The sequence below is a fragment of the Aeribacillus composti genome (assembly GCF_007827555.1).
In the GTDB taxonomy this organism is placed as follows: domain Bacteria; phylum Bacillota; class Bacilli; order Bacillales; family Aeribacillaceae; genus Aeribacillus; species Aeribacillus composti.
The window spans coordinates 16,819-35,426 of the sequence record NZ_VISS01000034.1; the positions used below are offsets into that span (position 1 = coordinate 16,819).

General features: G+C 40.6%; 20 protein-coding genes, 1 pseudogene and 1 riboswitch. Of the genes and pseudogenes, 1 reads left to right on the forward strand and 20 read right to left on the reverse strand.

Annotated features, from left to right (window positions below):
• Position 1: 1 nt before the first annotated feature.
• From ureG to FB379_RS15520, 20 genes and pseudogenes are all read right to left on the reverse strand, one after another.
• Entirely contained in the window at positions 2–610 is a 609-nt protein-coding gene (gene ureG, locus FB379_RS15425; RefSeq protein WP_063386865.1) for an urease accessory protein UreG, read from the reverse strand.
• A gap of 167 nt (positions 611–777) precedes the next feature.
• Positions 778–1,461: an urease accessory protein UreF gene (locus tag FB379_RS15430; protein WP_144598332.1), complete on the reverse strand. Its 684-nt coding sequence runs from the start codon at positions 1,459–1,461 to the stop codon at positions 778–780.
• Positions 1,454–1,903 carry an urease accessory protein UreE gene (ureE, locus tag FB379_RS15435; RefSeq protein WP_144598333.1) on the reverse strand — a complete coding sequence of 150 codons (450 nt, stop codon included), beginning with the start codon at positions 1,901–1,903 and terminating at the stop codon, positions 1,454–1,456. Before ureE ends, FB379_RS15430 begins: the two co-directional genes overlap by 8 nt.
• An 11-nt stretch (positions 1,904–1,914) precedes the next feature.
• The gene (gene ureC, locus FB379_RS15440) at positions 1,915–3,624 is read right to left on the reverse strand and encodes an urease subunit alpha (RefSeq protein WP_144598334.1); all 1,710 of its coding nucleotides are present in this window, start codon (positions 3,622–3,624) and stop codon (positions 1,915–1,917) included.
• Positions 3,621–3,944 (reverse strand): urease subunit beta, encoded by a 324-nt coding sequence (locus FB379_RS15445; protein ID WP_144598335.1) that lies wholly within the window; start codon positions 3,942–3,944, stop codon positions 3,621–3,623. Before FB379_RS15445 ends, ureC begins: the two co-directional genes overlap by 4 nt.
• 13 nt (positions 3,945–3,957) lie before the next feature.
• A complete protein-coding gene (locus FB379_RS15450) occupies positions 3,958–4,260 on the reverse strand; it encodes an urease subunit gamma (protein ID WP_144598336.1) in 303 nt (100 codons plus the stop codon).
• A gap of 208 nt (positions 4,261–4,468) precedes the next feature.
• Positions 4,469–5,170 (reverse strand): urea ABC transporter ATP-binding subunit UrtE, encoded by a 702-nt coding sequence (gene urtE / locus FB379_RS15455; RefSeq protein WP_144598337.1) that lies wholly within the window; start codon positions 5,168–5,170, stop codon positions 4,469–4,471.
• Complete coding sequence (gene urtD, locus FB379_RS15460; protein WP_144598338.1) at positions 5,164–5,913, reverse strand: urea ABC transporter ATP-binding protein UrtD; 750 nt, start codon at positions 5,911–5,913, stop codon at positions 5,164–5,166. Before urtD ends, urtE begins: the two co-directional genes overlap by 7 nt.
• Complete coding sequence (urtC, locus tag FB379_RS15465) at positions 5,888–6,952, reverse strand: urea ABC transporter permease subunit UrtC (RefSeq protein ID WP_144598339.1); 1,065 nt, start codon at positions 6,950–6,952, stop codon at positions 5,888–5,890. The genes urtD and urtC overlap by 26 nt, the downstream gene beginning before the upstream one ends.
• Positions 6,953–6,963: 11 nt before the next feature.
• Positions 6,964–7,866, reverse strand: coding sequence for an urea ABC transporter permease subunit UrtB (gene urtB / locus FB379_RS15470; RefSeq protein ID WP_144598340.1), 903 nt, complete (start codon positions 7,864–7,866; stop codon positions 6,964–6,966).
• A 24-nt stretch (positions 7,867–7,890) separates the two neighbouring features.
• Positions 7,891–9,138: an urea ABC transporter substrate-binding protein gene (gene urtA, locus FB379_RS15475; RefSeq protein WP_144598341.1), complete on the reverse strand. Its 1,248-nt coding sequence runs from the start codon at positions 9,136–9,138 to the stop codon at positions 7,891–7,893.
• Positions 9,139–9,474: 336 nt separating this feature from the next.
• Positions 9,475–10,272 (reverse strand): energy-coupling factor transporter transmembrane component T family protein, encoded by a 798-nt coding sequence (locus tag FB379_RS15480; protein WP_094245563.1) that lies wholly within the window; start codon positions 10,270–10,272, stop codon positions 9,475–9,477.
• 11 nt (positions 10,273–10,283) lie between these two features.
• Complete coding sequence (locus FB379_RS15485) at positions 10,284–11,741, reverse strand: ABC transporter ATP-binding protein (RefSeq protein ID WP_144598342.1); 1,458 nt, start codon at positions 11,739–11,741, stop codon at positions 10,284–10,286.
• An 11-nt stretch (positions 11,742–11,752) separates the two neighbouring features.
• Positions 11,753–12,328 carry an ECF transporter S component gene (locus FB379_RS15490; protein WP_063386853.1) on the reverse strand — a complete coding sequence of 192 codons (576 nt, stop codon included), beginning with the start codon at positions 12,326–12,328 and terminating at the stop codon, positions 11,753–11,755.
• A gap of 15 nt (positions 12,329–12,343) precedes the next feature.
• Positions 12,344–13,024, reverse strand: coding sequence for a thiaminase II (tenA, locus tag FB379_RS15495; protein WP_144598343.1), 681 nt, complete (start codon positions 13,022–13,024; stop codon positions 12,344–12,346).
• Between the two features lie 17 nt (positions 13,025–13,041).
• Positions 13,042–13,719, reverse strand: a complete 678-nt coding sequence (tenA, locus tag FB379_RS15500; protein ID WP_063386916.1) for a thiaminase II — start codon at positions 13,717–13,719, stop codon at positions 13,042–13,044.
• 32 nt (positions 13,720–13,751) lie between these two features.
• A pseudogene (locus FB379_RS15505) lies at positions 13,752–15,016 on the reverse strand (acetylornithine deacetylase).
• A gap of 124 nt (positions 15,017–15,140) precedes the next feature.
• A riboswitch (TPP riboswitch) is annotated at positions 15,141–15,241 on the reverse strand.
• A 65-nt stretch (positions 15,242–15,306) separates the two neighbouring features.
• The gene (locus FB379_RS15510; protein ID WP_063386850.1) at positions 15,307–15,975 is read right to left on the reverse strand and encodes a hypothetical protein; all 669 of its coding nucleotides are present in this window, start codon (positions 15,973–15,975) and stop codon (positions 15,307–15,309) included.
• Between the two features lie 231 nt (positions 15,976–16,206).
• A complete protein-coding gene (locus tag FB379_RS15515) occupies positions 16,207–16,662 on the reverse strand; it encodes a TlpA family protein disulfide reductase (RefSeq protein WP_144598344.1) in 456 nt (151 codons plus the stop codon).
• A gap of 92 nt (positions 16,663–16,754) precedes the next feature.
• Positions 16,755–17,303: a peroxiredoxin gene (locus FB379_RS15520; protein WP_063386848.1), complete on the reverse strand. Its 549-nt coding sequence runs from the start codon at positions 17,301–17,303 to the stop codon at positions 16,755–16,757.
• Positions 17,304–17,653: 350 nt separating this feature from the next.
• Between FB379_RS15520 and FB379_RS15525 the strand changes: the two genes are divergently transcribed.
• Positions 17,654–18,511 carry a mechanosensitive ion channel family protein gene (locus FB379_RS15525; RefSeq protein WP_066248002.1) on the forward strand — a complete coding sequence of 286 codons (858 nt, stop codon included), beginning with the start codon at positions 17,654–17,656 and terminating at the stop codon, positions 18,509–18,511.
• Positions 18,512–18,608: the final 97 nt, after the last annotated feature.

Here is an 18,608-nt window from a genome sequence, read left to right on the forward strand (position 1 = left end):
TCTACAACCCTGCCAGCAGCGCATTTCGTTTAATCCAATTGATCACATTATCCAAACCAATTTCTTCCTTTAAATTAGTAAAAAAGAACGGCCGCTCCCCCCGCATCATTTTCGTATCTTGTTCCATGATTTCAAGACTTGCACCGACATAAGGAGCGAGGTCGATTTTATTGATGATAAACAAATCAGACTTAATCATCCCTTGTCCCCCTTTTCTTGGGATTTTTTCCCCTTGGGCAACATCAATAATATAAATGGAGAAATCGACTAATTCCGGGCTGAAGGTTGCCGCTAAGTTATCTCCACCGCTTTCAACAAAAATCATATCTAAATCCTCGTGTCTTTCTTTTAACTCATCAATTGCCGCAAAATTCATCGATGCATCCTCACGAATGGCCGTATGGGGACAGCCGCCTGTTTCGACGCCGATAATCCGATCCTCCGGAAGAACGCTGTTTTTTATTAAAAATAAGGCATCCTCTTTTGTATAAATATCATTAGTGACAACAGCAACACTGAATTCCTTTGACAAATAGCGAGTCAATTTTTCCACTAGCAGCGTTTTGCCGGCTCCTACTGGCCCTCCAATTCCGATTCGTATAGGTTCCATTTCGACTGATTCGGGATTAGCCCCAAATCTTTCCCCCCTTAACTTTTGATCAAGCTTTGCAGTTTTTTTTGAAAAGAAGCAGATCGCTTCTTACGCTTTCCAACCTTTTCGCTTCAGCCAAGCATGCAGAGAGTTTGTAAAAATAATGAAACTCTGAAAACAGTCTGTTAAGACATAAAAAGTCTTACATGCAATTGCTCATGCCTCATTTGTGCAATTTCAAGGCCAGGTAATTGCGCACCTAAATCGTCGATCGATAGTTTGCCAATTTTTAAAACAGCTCTCCTCACATCCTCCTGCAAATCTTTTAATAGCAGCTGCCCTTCTTTTTGACCGATCGGAATGCCGCGGACTCCGTTTTGTACAAGCGTTTGAATAGTGGAATACAAATACGTTACAAGCGTTGTTTTTTCATCCGCTCCTATTTTTATCCCGACAATGGCAAAAACGAGAGCCGCATGTCCGTAAAGCTCCTTCGCTTTTATTTTTTGAGCATATTGTTGCAGTGTTGGATGAGGGTAAATATTTAAACAAAGCTTCAGCATTTGCTCGCCAATTCTTCGGTTTCCTTCTTTCGTTTCTTTAGCCATTGAGCTGGCGTAAAGAATCTCATCCAGCTTCCAAAGCTCCTCTTGTTTCCCTTCTTTTTCAAATTGATATGCAAGCCGGCAAGCCAGTCCGTCCGTATAGACGAGCTGCTTGTCAATGTACGTTTTTAAAAAACTTTTAAATGTACTTGCATCTTTTATTTTCTGCTCAACAATATATGTTTCGAATCCGAACGAGTGGGAGAAGGCTCCGGAAGGAAAGTTTGAATCGCATATCTGCAATAAAGGCAGCCAATCAATCATGGTGATGATGTCCGACATATCGAAAAGGTTGTTTTATTTTTCGTTTCTCCCGTTTGCAAGGAATGTTCAGCTCGTTTGCAAGTTGTTCTACAAGATGATCGTATTGCACGATCATTTCATTTCCTTCAAACTGAGCCGGCAAATGTCTGTTGCCGATTTGATGTGCAATTTCTCCCATCTCTTTCAGCGTAGCCGGACAAATGACAAGGACATCTTCAGGCAGGACAGAAATAATGATCATATTGTTTTCATCTTCATATAAAATGTCACCATCTTCCAGCTTCTTTTCTTCCTTTAAACGAATCCCTATTTCGTTCCCGTGGTCTGTTTTCACTCGTTGAATTCTTTTGAGCAGATCATCGCTTCTTAAATAGACGCGCTCCACATGTTTTTCCTTTACTGCTTTTGCATAAATATTTCCAAGTATTTCTTTAATAATCATCCGTCTTCACCTCAAAACAGAAAATATCTTTGCGCCATCGGAACAACTTCAACCGGCTCACAATTGATCAATTCACCGTCCACCTTTACCTCATACGTTTGTGGATCGACTTCGATAGAAGGAGTTTCACCATTAAAAACCATGTCCTTTTTCGTCAATGTACGAACTCCTTTGACGGGTTTCACGATTTTTTGCAACTTTAACTTTTCGGGAATGCCGGCTTTTATTGCTGCTTTTGACAAAAATGTGATCGATGTTTGTGAGACAGCTTTGCCAAATGATCCGAACATCGGACGGTAATAAACAGGCTGCGGAGTTGGAATGGATGCATTTGGGTCTCCCATCAAACTATAGGCAATCATTCCGCCCTTGATGATCATTTCCGGCTTCACCCCAAAAAAGGCCGGATTCCAAACAACTAAATCCGCCAATTTGCCGACTTCTACAGAGCCGACATATTCAGATATTCCGTGGGCAATCGCAGGATTGATCGTATATTTTGCCACATATCTTTTCACTCTGAAATTGTCATGATCTTGGCCGTCTCCCTTTAAGGAGCCCCGCTGCTTTTTCATTTTATCTGCGGTTTGCCATGTCCGCGTAATCACTTCGCCGACCCTTCCCATCGCTTGCGAGTCGGAACTGATCATGCTGAATGCGCCAAGGTCATGAAGAATATCTTCCGCCGCAATCGTTTCTTTGCGAATGCGGGAATCGGCGAAGGCGATATCTTCAGGAATAGCCGGATCCAAATGATGGCAAACCATCAGCATATCTAAATGTTCCTCGAGCGTGTTGACTGTAAACGGTCTTGTCGGATTTGTCGAAGAAGGCAAAACGTTTGGCAGGCTGGCCATTTTCATAATGTCCGGGGCGTGTCCCCCACCTGCGCCTTCCGTATGGTATGTATGAATGACCCGGTCTTTAATCGCTGCAATGGTGTCTTCTACAAAACCGGCTTCATTTAGCGTATCTGTATGGATGGCAACTTGCACATCATACTCGTCAGCTACGGATAAACACTGATCGATCGCCGCCGGTGTTGAACCCCAGTCCTCATGCAGTTTTAAACCAACTGCACCTGCTTTGATTTGCTCCTCTAACGCTTTTTTTCCGGATGAATTTCCTTTCCCTAAAAAGCCGAAATTCATAGGAAAATGTTCAACTGACTCCAGCATTCTATAAATATTCCATTCACCCGGTGTACAAGTCGTTGCATTTGTCCCTGTTGCAGGCCCCGTTCCTCCTCCTATCATTGTTGTAATTCCAGATGTCAAAGCTGTTTCAATTTGCTGAGGGCATATAAAATGAATATGGGTATCGATTCCGCCTGCCGTAACAATCATTCCTTCTGCCGCAACGATTTCGGTTGAAGCTCCGATTACCATTGTGACGCCATCCATCAATAATGGATTTCCCGCCTTTCCGATCGCGGCAATTTTCCCATCCTTAATGCCGATATCCGCTTTATAAATACCTGTATAATCAATAATAATGGCGTTTGTGAGAACAAGATCCATCACGTCTTTCCTTTCGGCAAATGGATGCTGTCCCATTCCGTCGCGAATCACTTTCCCACCGCCGAATTTTACTTCATCTCCGTATACGGTAAAATCTTTTTCGATTTGAATGAAGAGTTCCGTATCAGCCAATCTAATGCTGTCTCCAGTTGTCGGGCCGAACATATCGGCATATTGTTTGCGCGGCATTTGAAAACTCATTTGTCCGCCTCCTTTGTCAACGGTCCGTTCGTCAAATTATTTAAACCGTACACTTCTTTTTTTCCCGAAAATTCAACGAGCTCTACGATTTTCGCATCGCCCGGCTCAAACCTTACCGCCGTTCCGGACGGAATGTTTAAATGCCTGCCGAACGCCAACTGCCGGTCAAATTCGAGCGCCCTGTTTACTTCATAAAAATGAAAATGCGAACCGACTTGTACTGGACGGTCCCCTCTATTGACAACATTGAGCTTGATCGCCTCTTTCCCTTTATTGCAAACAATCGGAGCTGATTTTAATCGATATTCCCCTGGAATCATTTTTTCACCTCTTTTACCGGATCGGATCATGGACGGTTACAAGCTTCGTTCCGTCTGGAAATGTTGCCTCCACCTGGATATTTTCGATCATTTCCGGAACGCCTTCCATCACATCATCTCTAGTTAAAATTTTTGTGCCATATTGCATCAACTCCGAAACCGTCCGTCCTTCCCTTGCGCCCTCCATAATCTCATATGTGACGATGGCCACTGCTTCCGCATAGTTCAGCTTCAAGCCTTTTCTCTGCCTTCTGCGCGCTAAATCTGCAGCAACAACGACCATCAATTTTTCCTGCTCTCGGGCTGTCAGCTTCATAACACCCTCCCTTTCTAACAGACAATCAAAAATAACACGATTTTCTTACATTCCATTTCCCTCAATGGTTTGAAGATAAAAGGTGTGTTTTTATGTTATTTTTTATTACAAATATAATTCACACTATGTGAAACACCAAGTGTTATGTTACATTTTTTAACATGGAAAATTTAAAAAAATTTTTCTAGGGGGAGGAGGAAGTTTTAAATTAAACTACTAAATATTGTTGAATGTCTTCAATATTTGTGTTTTTTACTACACCCTTTGATACAACAGTTCTTTTGTCCAAAATATAGTATTCATCAGAACAGGCAAATGCTGAATCTATGCTGTGCTCAACTAAAACGACGCCAATTCCTTTTTCTGACGCAATTTTTACAATGACCTCCTGTATTTGCTCTACTATAGATGGTTGAATCCCTTCCATCGGTTCGTCCAGCAATAATAGCTCGGGCTGCCCGGCAAGAGCCCTCGCAATGGCCAATTGCTGCTGCTGCCCGCCGCTTAAATCTCCTCCTTTTCTCTTCAACATTTCCTTTAAAACAGGAAAAAGCTCGAAAATTCCCTCTAAAACAAGCGTTTTTTCTATCTTTTTCGAAACAGCTTCAAAGCCTAAAATGAGATTTTCTTCCACAGTCAGTGAAGAGAAAATCTCCCTGCCTTGGGGAACATATCCGATTCCTTTTTTTGCCCTCCTTTCCGGAAGCTCATGTGTAATCTCCTGATCATTCCAATAAATAGTCCCGTCCATCGGCTTTAACAATCCAATAATTGTTTTGATCAATGTTGTTTTTCCCGCCCCGTTTCTTCCAAGAATGGAAACGACCTTTCCTTTTTCAACTTCAAGATGGACATTATTCAACACCATCGTTTCATCATATCCTGCTTTCAAACTAGATATTTTTAGCACACCTTTGCCTCCCTTCCTAAATAAACCTCTGCAACAAGCTCATTTTGCTGCACTTCCTCCATGGAACCTTCACACAAAATTTTCCCTTCATGCATAACTGTTACCTGTTCAGCAAAATTCCGAACAAAATCCATATCATGTTCAACAATCAGCACTGCGCATTTCTCAGCTATTTCTTGAATAAACAAGCCGGTTTTTTCCCTTTCCGCCCCAGTCATGCCGGCAATCGGTTCATCAAGAAGTAAAACTTCCGGTTTTTGCAGCAGCTGCATGCCGATTTCAAGCCATTGTTTCTGGCCGTGGGACAGCAAGCCTGCTGGGTCATAAGCTCGATCTAAAAGATCGGTTCTCTCTAGCATTACCGTAATTTCGTCTTTTTCTTCCGCGGTTAATTTCGCCTTCATAACGGAAAAAAGATTTCTATTTTGTTTGATCGATAATTCCATGTTTTCAAATACGGTTAATTCAGTAAAAACGGACGGATTTTGAAATTTTCTAGCGATTCCATGCCGAACGATTTCGTGCTCTCTCCGCTTTGTCAAATCTACTCCTTGAAACATCACTTTTCCATCTGCTGCTTTTGTTTTGCCGCAGATGACATCAAGAAGAGTCGTTTTGCCCGCACCATTCGGACCAATTAAAAAACGAATTTCTCCGTGATGAACATCTAAATTGACACCTTGAAGCGCTTTAAAGCCGTCAAAATCAACAATAATATCATGACACGACAGAATCGGATTCACCTTTTTTCACACCTTTTTCAAAAAATTTCGTAAAACGCTTTGGAAAAGCTTCGAACAACCCGGCAATTCCTTTCGGGAAAAAAACAACGATCAAAATGAATAGAATGCCTAAGCAGAAAAGCCAAACATCCGGATATGTTTCACTGAAAAAGCTTTTGGCTCCGTTTGTTAAAATCGCTCCGATTATGGCGCCGAATAACGAATGACGGCCGCCGATGGCTACCCATAAAACCATTTCAATTGAAGGGATAATATCCATCATCGAAGGAGAAATGAGACCGACCTGCAAAACAAACAACGCGCCAGCTATTCCGGCAAACGAAGCCGATAAACTGTAAATAAACACTTTAAAAACAGCCGGATCAAATCCTAAAAACCGAAGGCGGTTTTCGCCGTCCCGAATGGCAATTAATACATGGCCAAGTCTGCTTTTGGTAATCCAAACAGATAACATAAAAATGGCAAACAAAGCGAAAACGGTAATAGCATATAAAACAATTTGAACCATTGGTGAGGATAAAGAAAACCCAAAAACGGTGCTAAAATTGGTTAATCCGTTTGTACCGCCTGTAAAATCCTGTTTGGCAATTAAAAGTGTGACGACGACTACAACGACTGCCTGTGACAAAAGAGAAAAATAGACGCCTTTGATCCGGTTTTTAAACGTAAGCATTCCCAAAACCGCTGCCAGCATAGCTGGTACGAAAATTGCTGCCATTATGGAAAAGAAAGGATTAAAGAAGAGCTTCCAAAACCACGGGAGCTCCTGCACTCCGTTCCATTCCATAAAATCCGGCAACGCTCCTTTTGAAGCCTCCAATTTTAAATACATCGCCATGCAATAAGCTCCAATCCCAAAATACACGCCGTGACCTAAGCTTAATATCCCGGTGTACCCCCAAATAAGACAGATTCCTACTGCAATGATCGCATAGCAAAGAAACTTTCCGAGCAACGCTAAGCGGAATTCGGTTAAATAAAACGGGGCCAGAAGTAAAATCAGGAAAAATAACAGATAAATCATTTGTTTTTTGCGCATAATCCGTCCTCCTAATCCAATGCCCTTGTGCGATAAGAGAAAATACCTAACGGTTTCCACTGCAAAAATAAAATGATCACTGCAAATACAATGACTTTTGCCATCGTGGCACCGAAGGAATATTCAACAACAGTGCTAAGCATTCCAATGCCAAATGCGCCGATAATCGTCCCTTTCAATCCGCCAATTCCTCCTAAAATGACAACCATAAACGCATCGACAATATAGTACGTTCCAATTGTAGGGCCGATCGGTCCTAATAAAGTTAAGCTACAACCAGCGATTCCGGCTAATCCAGCTCCGAGAGCAAAGCCTAGAGAATCTATTTTTCTTGTAGAAATTCCTAAACAAGAGGCCATATTTCTATTCATCGTGACCGCTCTTATTCTCAAACCGGTAGACGTTTTGTTTAAATAATAATAAAGCAAAGCAATACAAACGATTGACAGAGTTAAAATCAACAACCTTTTATAAGGCAATGTAATGCCAAATATTTGCAAGCCTCCATCCATCCAAGCAGGTGCAACAACCGCAACATTCGGAGCGCCAAATATGGATCTGGCAATCTGCTGCAAAATCAAACTAATTCCCCAAGTGGCCAAAAGACTGTCTGTTGGTCGATTATATAGAAAACGAATGATTCCTTTTTCAAGCAGATAACCGATAAACGAAGCAACGAGAAATGAAATCGGTATAGCAATAAAGTAGTAATAATTAAACAAGCTTTCCGGCAAATATTTAGAAAAAATGAGCTGCATTACATAGGTTGCATACGCACCGACCATAATTAATTCACCGTGGGCCATGTTGATGACATTCATTAAGCCAAACGTTATAGCTAAGCCAAGGGCGATCAATAACATGATCGACCCAAGGCTCAACCCGTTAAACAGTTGACTGACGAAAATTGACAAGCTGTTCACTCCTATCAATTTAGATTATTCATCATTTTTAGATAATTTTTTCGCCCAAGAATAGCTTTTTAAATACGGATCCGGCTTCACCGGCTCACCAGAATTCCAAATTTCTTTAAATTGGCCGTCCTGTTGAATTTCGCCGATTCTTACTGTTTTCCACAGATGCTGATTCTCCCCTTCTATTTTTACCGTGCCGCCCGGAGCTTTGTACTCGATTCCCTTCGCAGCTTCCTTGACCTTTTCAACCTCAAAAGATCCCGCTTTTTTTACTGCTTCTGCCCATAAATGAACAGCTATGTAAGCCGCCTCAATCGGATCATCCGTTACACGCTCTTCACCATAAGCTTCTTTATATTTTTCAACAAACGCTTTGTTTTCTGGTGTATCCGTTGTCTGGAAATAATTCCATACCGCTAAGTGGCCGGCTAATACTTCACCGCCGATTCCTCGAATTTCTTCTTCAGCAATGCTGACCGACATCACAGTAACATCCTTCGATGTGATTCCGGCATCCTTCAATTGTTTGAAAAAGGCGACATTGCTGTCTCCATTTAATGTATTAAAGACTACGTCAGGTTTCACTTTTTTCATTTTATTGATGACCGTGCTGTAATCAGTATGTCCTAAAGGTGTATATTCTTCGACAACTACCTCTCCGCCTTCAGCTTTTAATTGTGCTTTAATAATACTGTTTGCCGTGCGCGGAAACACATAATCCGAGCCAATTAAAAAAAACTTCTTCCCTTTATTGTTTAACAGCCAGCTGACAGCAGGCACAATTTGTTGATTGGTGGTCGCCCCCGTATAAAAAATGTTCGGAGAAGATTCCATTCCTTCATATTGAACGGGGTACCAAAGCAAGCCTTTATTTTGTTCGACTACCGGCAGCATGGCCTTTCTGCTTGCGGAAGTCCAGCCGCCAAAAATCGTCGCTACCTTATCCTGTTGCAGTAATTTCTTTGCTTTCTCAGCAAAAGTCGGCCAGTCAGATGCGCCGTCTTCAATAACCGGTTCAATTTTCTTCCCTAAAAGCCCGCCTGAGTTGTTAATTTCTTCAATCGCCATTAATTCTGCGTCCTTTAAAGAAACTTCACTGATCGCCATCGTGCCGCTTAATGAATGGAGAATACCGACTTTCACAACATCCGTTTCATTTTGTTCGCTATTCTGTCCATCGCTTGATTCCTTTTCCTCTAAAGCAGAAGACATGGCACATCCACTTGCGAAAATTACAGAGAAAATCGTTAGAAATAAAAAAATTTTTTTCATTATTGTCCCCCTTTTTTAACACTTTATGTAATTTTATATAACAAAAATACCGATTCTCTTTCCTTCATACAACAAATACGGAAAAAATGTTAACATGATTTTTCAAAAAAATACCTCTAGGTGTTTCCCCTAGAGGCTCTTTTTAATCAAACAAACTCATTCACTTTTTACTTCAAAATGGTTTACTTCTTGTTCCTTTTCAGAAAAAATTGTTTGACACTGTCCATCGTTTCGTAAGTTGGGACAATCACTTTACTTGGATGCTTTCGGGACTATTCAATCATTTAAATCTACCATGCAGCGATTATGAAAAAGCATTTTGCAGCCGGCTGCCATTTATTCAATATACCTTACATCTGTAACCGGGAAAAACGGAAGCATCTTAGCTGCATAGTAGCTTAACAAAATAGCGATTATAAAATAAAGGACAAAGCAAAGATCGTATTTGGAAAACCCGATTTCGTAGTAAAACGTTCTTTTTGTGTCATTCGAAAATCTTTTCGCCTCCATCGCTACAGCAATTCTGTGCGCTCTGCGAATGCTTTGCGATAGCAGCGGAATCGAGTATGCTTTCAATTTATGAAAAAAATTCGCTAAGCCTTTTCTTTGTTCAACACCTCTTACAATCATCGCTTGCCGTATTGTTTGAAACTCTTCGATCATAATAGGGATTAAACGAATGCCTGCCATAAAGCTGTAAGCATATTTAGGCTTCAACTTTAATTGCTGCATTAACGAATAAAATAAAAAAACCGGTCTTGTCGTTAACGAAAACATTAACCCAAGCAGAGCGAAGATAAGGGCACGAAATCCTAAATGAAGACCGCGATAAAAGCTTTCTTCTGTAATATGGATCAGCCCCCATTTCCACCATGTTGTCTCACCTTTTCCAAAAAAGATCATGGAGGTAGCAGTCGACACAAAAATAAGCACGAATGGAATCAGCAATAAAAGTATGCGCTTCATCGGATGACCGGTAAAAAAAGCAAATAAAAGAAAGGCGGCAACTGTGTAGTTGATTAAAAAATTAATGTTGTGAATAAACAGAACACTAATAAATAAAACGATAAGAAACAATAGCTTTAAGCTCGGGTTGATTTTATGCAGCCATGTTTCTTTTATGTCAAAATCCATTGTAGATCCCCCTATATCTGAACATACATCTGCTCATCCTCACAAGAATGAATTTCATCCTCTACGAGCTTCCCGCCTTCGATCCGCCAAATTCTTGTCGCCATATGTTTTGCTATTTGCTCATCATGTGTCACCATCAAAATGGTAGACCCTTGTTTGCGATAATGTTCTAAAAGCTCCAGAAGCTGAAATGTATTGGATGAGTCTTGCCCAAAAGTCGGTTCATCTAAAAGCATGATCGGCTGTTTTTTGACAATTGAAGCGGCAACACTCAATCTTCTTTTTTGTCCCATTGAAAGCTGATACGGGTGTTGATGCCGGTGCTTCTGTAAATGAAATAATTCGAGCATTTCTTCTACTTTTGTTCGTATCTCTTCTTCTTTCATCCGTTCAATCCTCAACGAATAAGCAATTTCATCGTAAACTGAATTGGTGACAAATTGAAATTCCGGATTTTGAAAAACGAACGACAGCATGTTGGAAAGCTTTTTTATTTTCTTTGCTTCTTTTTCTAACAGCAAATAAGTGCCGGTCGTTTGTATAAACTGCATCAATGAATGTAACAAAGTGCTCTTTCCGGCGCCGTTTTTCCCCACTATCGCAATCCATTCACCTGCATGAACCTTTCCATATGGTACATCGATTTTGACTTCCTTCTTTCGATATCCTTTAAATTGCTCAAGCTCAATCACGACCTGTTCTTTTAAAGGGGTCTTTTTGTAATACCCCTGCTTATCACGAAGATAATCCTCCCATACACCGGGATACCAAATGCCGTCTTCGCGAATTTCTTTCCGATACCGAGAAAAAATTTGTTCTTTCGGACCGTCTGCGACGATTTGTCCTTTTTGATTAAATAAAAGTATGCGGTCGACAAAGTCAAGAACATGATCAATTTTATGTTCAACGATGATAACTGTTTTATCTTGAGCTGCTTGTTTCATCGTGTCCCATACCGCTTTTGTCCCTTCCGGATCCAGCATTGCAGTCGGCTCGTCCAAAAATAACACGTCTGGATGCAATGCTAAAACAGTGGCGATCGCCAGCCGTTGCTTCATGCCGCCTGATAATGATTGAATGCTGATATGAAGATCATCAAAATGAAGGCCGACCATTTTCAGGTAAACTCGCATTTTTTCATGCATTTGTTCTCTTTTCACTTGCAAATTTTCCAAAACAAAAGCCATTTCTTCATCTACATACGGCATGCAAAATTGCGTGTCAGGATCTTGAAACACATATCCCCAAGATGACGGAGTCAAGATTTTTTCTGCTTTCATCGGAACTTCAATAGATTTTGGAATTAAACCGCTTAGCACTTGCAAAAACGTCGATTTCCCACAGCCGGAAGGACCAAGAAGCAAGACTTTTTCTCCCTTACAGAAAGAAGAGGATACATCCTTAAAAAGCAAGGATTCCTCTCCAGGATATTTTAATCGTAAATTTTTCACTTCGCATACTAGATCCATGTTTGCCACCTCTAGTTCAGTGCGTCATAATCTTCATGCGACGCAGGTCTTACTAAATTAGTCACTCCTGTTGCTTCCAAAGATTTCACTAGATAATAGGCAAACGCGCCAGCAATAATGATTGAGCCAATCAATCGAGCTCCAATGAATAATAGCAAGTTCCAAAATACTAAGTCATCTATATAGCCTTTATAAAGATCCATAATTAACGAACCAGCTGCTGAAGCGGCTGCAGCCAGCATGACAACACCGATATTAAACTTTTTATATCGAAAAATCGCAAAAATGATCTCTGCAAATAGTCCTTGGACGATTCCGTAAAGAAGAACCTCTATGCCGAATTCAGAGCCGGTTATAAATTCTGCAGATGCCGCTGCTGTTTCCGCTATCAGCGCTACTCCAGGCTTGCGAATAATAAGAAAGGCGACCGTCGCAGCAATAAACCACATACCGTATATGAGCTGGTCGACATGCAGCCCGATCGGCTTGACCGCATAGTAAAGCGGTCCCCATAGTTTATAAACAATTCCAAAAACGATCGAAATAACAATTGTTACTAGAATGTCTGTCAGTTTTAATCCTTTCATTATGATCAAACTCCTTTATTGACTGATTTTTGGTTCCACTTCCCATTTTTCTAAACGGTAAGCCATTTCCCAAAACGCTAATTCATATTGACTGCTGATGATAAAATGCTCTTCCATTCTTTTTAGATCGGCTTCTATCGTTTGTTGTGCGATTTCATCCAGCCTGTCAATTTGTTCTTCGACAAGCTGCTTAAACCAATCGCCCCCATAAGCCGCAATCCATTGTTGATAAATCGGTTCTTTTGGCTTCGCATCTTTTAATTTTTCGCCAATTTCGTAATATAGCCAATAGCACGGAAGTATTGCAGCAATAATATCGCCTAAGTGACCGTTGATCGCCGCTCGATATAAATGGGAAGTATAGGCGTACGCCGTTGGGGCCGGCTTAAAATTCGCCTTCTCCTCCTCTGTGATTCCCAGCTGTTTGGCAAATGTTTCATGAAGAGATAATTCCGCTTCAAATGTTCCTTGTGCATGCTGAGCCATTCGCGATGTCGTATATAAATCGTTTGCTTTTGCCGCTCCATACGATTGCACTTTTGCAAAATGGCTTAAATAATACGAATCTTGCAAAACGTAATAACGAAAACATTCAAGCGGCAAACTCCCATCGGCAATACCTTTTACAAATGGATGATCGAAGCTGGCCTGCCATATCGGATCTGCTTTTGTTCGAATTTTTTCAGAAAATTTCATGTTCATTCTCTCCTATATTAAGAATTGATTTCGATTGGCCACATTTCTTTTCGTTCAGACATTTCCCAAAACATATATTCGTATTTGCTCGTTGTGACAAAAATATCTTCCAGCCATTTCAATTCTTCTTCCCGTTTTCCTTCTGCAAGCTCATTCATTAAATCTTTCAGCCATTTTGCCAATTCACCGAATTCTGTTGATGCGTACATTTTTACCCACTCGCCGTAAAACTCATGTTCACTGGCACCAGGAATCTCATGTAAGCGTGTGCCGATTTCATAATAGCTCCATGTACATGGAAGGACTGCGGCAACCAGTTCTGCCAATGATCCTCGCTGCGACACATTTAACATATAGCTCGTATATGCAACGGTTGTAGCAGCAGGCTGAACTTGTTCTAATTTTTCCTTCTCTATTCCTATTCTTTCAGCGTATTGACGATGCAAATCCATTTCCACTTTTAACGTCGAATGTAGAAGATCAGCAAAAACTGTCATTGTTTGAAGATTGTGAGCCTTTAAGCTTCCAAGGGCAAACAGGCGGCAGTATTCGATTAAATAAAGATAATCCTGCTCCATAAAAAAGCGAAATTTGTCGATATCCAGCGTCCCATTGCCGATTCCTTGAACAAACGGATGATGGTAACTCGCTTCCCAAATCGGTTTTGCAGTTTTATACAATCGGTCTGTAAACATTTGAATTACCCCTTTCGCAGCTTTTGTAATTGTCATCGTTTTTTCTGATACCAATCAAATAAAAACGCGATCAGCGATTTTGTAAATGTTTTTAATTGGGGGATGGACAGCTTTTCATTCACCGAATGTGCATCTTCAAGCGTGCCCGGTCCATATAAAACGACGGGAATTCCCGCTTCACTCAGCCAGCCGCCGTCTGTCACAGTAGGGGACATCGTCAGCTTTGCTTCCTCATTAAATGCCAGTTTATGTGCTTTTTGTAATGTTTTCACTCCGAGTGAATGTTCGTCATATGAAAAAGCTGGGAAAATTTCTCCTCGATCTTCAATCATCGATGTGCCGCCCCATTTAAATTTCGGAGGATATTTCCGAAGCCATGGATCAGCCATTGCAACATGATGGATATGTTCTTCAATTTCCCGGATCACCTCTACATAATGCTCTTCCGGGTAATAGTGAACGGTAATCCAAAGGGAACATTTATCGGCCACAAAAGCGGCGTGCCTTCCACCTTCAATCACTGCTGGATTAATTGTGGCAGAACCAGGCGGAAAGCCTTTGCTCGTTTTCATCACTGCCCAATGCTGTTCAAGCTCTCGCAGTCCTTCAATAATTTTCATCATTTTTTCAATCGCGCTTGCCCCAAAAAGCTTCCCGCCGGCATGAATCATTTGTCTTCTCGTGCCATCGTGAAATGTCTCGGGGCTTTCAATCGTAATCCAGCCCGTGATCACCCCGCCCTGCCCTTGTATTTCACAGTTGCTTGAATCGACAACGATGGCAAAATCAGCTCGATATCCCCGGTCGCAGCACGATTTTGTTCCTGCTTCGCCTACTTCTTCACCGACGACGGACTGAAAAATGATATCCCCTCCCGGCTCAATGCCTTTTCTTGCAGCAGCTTTAATGCAAACAGACTGGCAGCCATTCCCCCTTTCATATCCGCTACACCGCGTCCATATATGTAATCCCCTTTAACCGTTGCCTCAAAAGGAGGCGTTAGCCATTCTTCTCCCTCTTCGATTGAAGCGACATCAATATGCCCGTTAATAATTAAACTGTGGTAATTTTCTGGATCTTTTCCTTTTTTCGTTCCTACTACGACTGGATCTTGTTCATATAAATCCCATTGATCAATGGAAAAGCCGATGTCTTCCAAATATGAGGCGACATACTTTTGAGCCTCTTTTGCATTTCTTGCCGGAGGGCTCGGCGTTTCAAACGATACGAGTGTTTTTAGAAGATTCAGAAGTTCTTCTTCCCTTTCATCAATTTGCTGAAATAGCGTTTGTAACACGTTGTCTCCCCTTTCTTAACATTTTGTTTTGAAAAATGGTTTGCCAACCAGCCTTGTAATGCAAAAAGCCCGTTCCCAATATAAGGGAACGGGCAAGTATATACAAAACCCATAGACAGGTTTCGATATTACTGCACCACTTCCCTACGCTAGTATGATCTAGATCAGGTTCAAAGGGTCAAGGCACACGCCTTTCTCAGCCTTTCGGCTCCCCTAGTGGTATGTTAATATTATGAAATTTTCATTTAATTTCATTAAATCATAAAATATAGAAAAATACAAGCTAACGGTTAATTGATCCTTTTTGCTGTCTTTAATAATTCACGATAACCAATTCGAGTAAATTGCAAATGTTGATCAATATAATTAGCCTTTTTCAAATGCTCGATGGATTGTTCGGAAAAACTGCCGCTAATTTCCTGAAACCTTTGATTAATTTCCACTAACGAATGATTTAATATAAAATCCGCATCAAGCAGCAGGACAATCCGCTCGATCTCAGGATCTCTTTTTAAAATCAAGTTGGCAATCCGGCCTTTCATGAATGCTAGCTCTTGTTGAAGCTTTGAAGCTTCATCCTCTTTTTCTCTAATTTTGGCTCGGTACTTTTGTTTTTCTTCCTCTTCGATACCGGCTTTTGTTAATAGCTCCTCCAACAATTGCGTTTTATCAAGCTCCAGTTTATTTAATTGCTGTTCTTTTCGCGCCATTTCTGTTTCATCAGGCAGCTTTTCGGTTTGAATAGGCTCTTTTCGTTCTTCTTTCATCTTTATCATATAGTCTATTTTCCGATAGACAAGGAAGGCGAGAACAACTAAACATCCATTTAATAGCAGAGATATAAAACGCACGACGACGTCGTTAAATGCAAGCAAATAAAATAGGAAAAGGATAACGATGACAGCCAAAAGCACCTTTAATAGATTCATAATGGAAAAAGTTTGTGATTGTTTTGCCATCCACCTATGCTCCTTTTTGTTCAAACTAGCATCATTTATTATAGCATGTTGTGATTTGGAATGTGAATCATTTCTTTAGGATTGAGAGCTGGAAAAAGGATGTCAGATGAATGGTAAATGGAGATGCTTATCTTTTGAAAGCTTCGAAGCAATAAAAACAAGTCCTTTCAAAGCCGGAAAGGTATTTTTCTAAAATGAAAAACCACCTGCAATGTTTTGCAGATGGTTGAATCATTCAGCGTTTTCTGTTTCCGCTAACACCCGATTAACACGTTTTTCCAGCATTTTCATTCCGCTTCCTCCTGCTTGGAAGTGGCGAAGAATGCCGTTTTTGTCAAAAACATAATATGCAGGTACATATTGATTTTCAAAAGCATCGGTTAATTTATGTTCGTTGTCAACAAAGATCGGTTGCGTAATCCCGTGTTCTTCCGCTACTTTTTTAATATCATCAATATCTAAATCCTTTTCGGAGCGAGGCATATGAACAGCTACTACGTTCAGTTTATCTTTATATTGATCGCGGAACTCATTTACTTTCGGCATTGCTTCTTTACACAAATGGCAGCTGATTGACCAAAAATGGATTAATGTTGGTTTTTCACCGATTAATTGCTCTTTCGATACTTCGCCATTCAGCCAAGTTGTTGCTCCGACTAATTCAGGCATTGGCTCACGTAATTTCATTTCCGTTTCCTCCTTGAAGAATGAATATCAAAAAAATAATCGTTTGAAAAAAGGCCTAACGTACTGCTAGGCCCTTTGAATGAAAAGCTTCATTATACTTTAAGCGTTTCTTGACCAGGCTTCCAGTTTGCTGGGCAAAGTCCGCCAGTTTGAAGCGCTTGAAGTACACGCAATGTTTCATCAACATCGCGGCCAATGTTGTTATGGAATACTGTTTGATATTGAAGTTCGCCTTCTGGATTGATGATGAACAATCCGCGAAGAGCAACTCCTTCTTCTTCGATTAAAACGCCGTAGTCTCTTGATACTTGATGATTTGTATCTGCTGCAAGCGGATATTTAATATCGCCTAAACCGTTCTCTTCGCGAGGAGTTTTAATCCAAGCTAAGTGTGTGTGAATTGTGTCAGTTGATACACCAATCACTTCTGCATCAAGATCTTCAAATTCTTCATAACGGTCAGAAATAGCTGTGATTTCAGTTGGACAAACGAAAGTGAAGTCCATTGGATAAAAGAAAAGAACTGTCCATTTTCCTTGTTTCATGATTTCTTCCAAGCTTACTTTACCAAACTCTTTGTTTGGCAAAACGGCATCCATTTCAAAACGTGGAGCTTGTTTACCAACCAAACGCTCTGCCATTATGTAACCCTCCATTTTAAAATTTTATTTTAAAGGAAACTTTTTGATCGTTTCCTTCAAAAACAAATGAGAATGAATTGAGTATTTTCTCAATGTCCTTCCTCCGATTACTATTATATATAACAACAAAATTTTAGTCAATTTTAAGTAATAATTAATTTAAATAATTTGTTTTACATTTTCATTGCGGTGAAGAGAACAATAATACTATTTCCAATTTTCGCCGCTATCATTAAAAAAATGTAACAATCATTGAAAATTCCTTTTTCTATGCTAAACTTTCAACTGTACATTCAGTTTAACACGATCCCGTCAAATAACCAAATGATTGGCTTGAAAAGAAAGGGGAAATGGTTTTGAACTTTTTTGAATCTATTGATTGGGCTGATCTGGCTTTAAAATCAGGAGAAGTTTTGGCCAAGCTTATTGGAATTTACATTGCATATATTATCGTCAAATCAATCGGCAATAAAATTATTCACAAAATGTTTGAGGGGCTTGAGAATCGGAAGGAAATTTCCACCACGCGGGCTAAAACGCTGCAAACATTAGTTTTGAATTTCTTTCATTATGCCCTGTTTTTCATTTTTATTGTTACCGTTTTTCAAGTGTTTGGCTACAATGTCACAGCGCTTTTAGCCGGGGCTGGGGTTGTTGGTCTTGCGATCGGCTTTGGAGCTCAAGGGCTCGTCAGCGATGTTGTGACAGGATTTTTCCTTCTCCTAGAAAAACAACTTGATGTTGGAGATTATGTCACTACAGGCAATTATTCAGGCATTGTGGAAGCTGTCGGTTTACGAACGACGCAAATCCGAGGCTTTGACGGCACATTGCATTATGTTCCAAACAGGCAGATTGTCGGCCTTTCCAATCATTCTAGAGGAAATATGCAAGCCCTCGTTGATATCAGCATATCGTATAATGAAGACTTAAATCGGGTCATGTCCATTCTTCAAGAAGCTTGCGACCAATTTGCAAAAGAAACTGAAGAGGTTGTGGAAGGTCCGGACGTTTTAGGCGTGCAAAATTTCGGCACGTCTGATGTGATCATCCGCATCATCGCCAAAACGAAAAACATGGAGCAGTGGGCTGTTGAAAGAAAGCTCCGGAAACGGCTGAAAGAAGTGCTTGATGAAAACGGCATCGAAATTCCGTTCCCTCATCAAGTGATGATTCATAAGAACGAGCAGCAAAAGGAAAGAGGATGATATCTCATCCCCTTTCCTTTTTAATTATGACTTCGTGTTTGTATAGAACGTATTGCTAATTTTTTTGCTCTTGCTTTATGCAGGAGGCTATGAATCT